This window comes from Wolbachia endosymbiont of Pentidionis agamae, from assembly GCF_036711655.1.
Lineage (GTDB): Bacteria > Pseudomonadota > Alphaproteobacteria > Rickettsiales > Anaplasmataceae > JAZHPY01.
Genome location: NZ_JAZHPY010000126.1, coordinates 1 through 1,468 on the forward strand (window position 1 = coordinate 1; position 1,468 = coordinate 1,468).

1 protein-coding gene and 1 pseudogene are annotated in these 1,468 nt (G+C 27.9%); both read left to right on the forward strand.

From position 1 onward, the window contains the following. Positions 1-846, forward strand: a pseudogene (locus V6U76_RS05225) (hypothetical protein); the annotation flags it as partial. 204 nt (positions 847-1,050) lie between these two features. Then, on the forward strand, positions 1,051-1,468 hold a 418-nt coding region (locus V6U76_RS05230), incomplete at its 3' end, for a uroporphyrinogen-III synthase (RefSeq protein ID WP_333024084.1).

The window sequence follows — 1,468 nt, forward strand, 5'->3', positions numbered from 1 at the left end:
CCATGCATTACTAAATCACGTATTGAGCTTTTTAAGTTTTTTAAGAAATGCAGAACACAAAGAAAATCAGAAGTAATAATGAGACAAACTAATAAATTATCAGAAGAAGAAAAGTTACTAGTAATTAAGGAAGCACAAAATACTGCTAGAGTTTTTCTTATAGATAAAAACACTACTAATAAAAATACTACACTTGATGCAATATTTGTTAAAATAATAAGAAATCATAAAGATAAAGAGTCTGATATATTTCATCAAATATTTCATTCTGTATTTAATATTGTCTATTTTAAAGATAAGGAATTACATGAAATATTAGCACCTGATGAAATATCAGAGGCATTAGAAGTACTTGAAATACAAAAGCCAGTCACTAAATCTCATTTTAGTGCTGAAGATCTTAGCGATCAAGTAACTAGAAAGAAACAACAGTTATTGAAGTTATTATGTAAAGAAAATAATAAACATCAATCTAGTACAAAGCATGGAGATTTTATTAATGAAAAAATCGTACCAACTAAAACAACAAAATCACCATTAAAAAACATCTTCTCTTCACCACAAACATATTTTACTTTATCTGTCTTGGTGGTAAGTTCGTCTACACTCTGTTTTTCAAATTTACCATTTGGTATGCGCACTTTAGAAAATTTTATTTCGTTAGGAAAGATAGAGCCAATTATTCTAACTATTAATATAGGTTTACCGATACTTATTACACTATGCGTAGCTAACATTATTCATATGGCATATTATGAATATAATGGAAGCAGCAAAGATAAAAGTACCAATGATAGCAATATCAGCGTTGAGCCTTTAAAAGCTAATGGCTCTTCTATTGAATAGAATTGAAATATAGCTATTATATGTATTTGATATTTTACTTAAACTAGGAATAATTTTGATATCTTAAATATAAATTCTCATGCTATATAGAACACATAAGACTTGCTAGCTATGAAGTCTATCTTATTAACAAGACCATTGCTCCATTCACTAGAAACGAGAAGTCGGTTAAGAAAATATGGATATAAAGTGTTCATAGAACCTATGTTCAGAGTGGAATACTTATATCCTGATTTACATCCGTATGAGTTTCATATTATTATTGCTACAAGTAAAAACAGTATAATCGCTTTTAGTAATATGTCAGAAAGAAGGGATATTCCTATTATTACAGTTGGCAATGCAACCATGCAAGCTGCCAGAGATTCAGGTTTTACAGATGTTGTATCAGCAGGTAGCGATATAAACGGTTTAATCTTATTAATAACAACACACTATTCAAAGGAAACAAGATTTTTATATATTAGAGGAGAAGAAATTACGTTTGACCTAAAAAAAAAATTATTAAATGAAGATTTTTGTGTAGAAGAATGTACATTATATAAAACAATTGCAAAAAAAAAATTTACTAATCGTTGCAAAAATCTAATTTCGACAAACATAATGCCATCTATTATGTTTG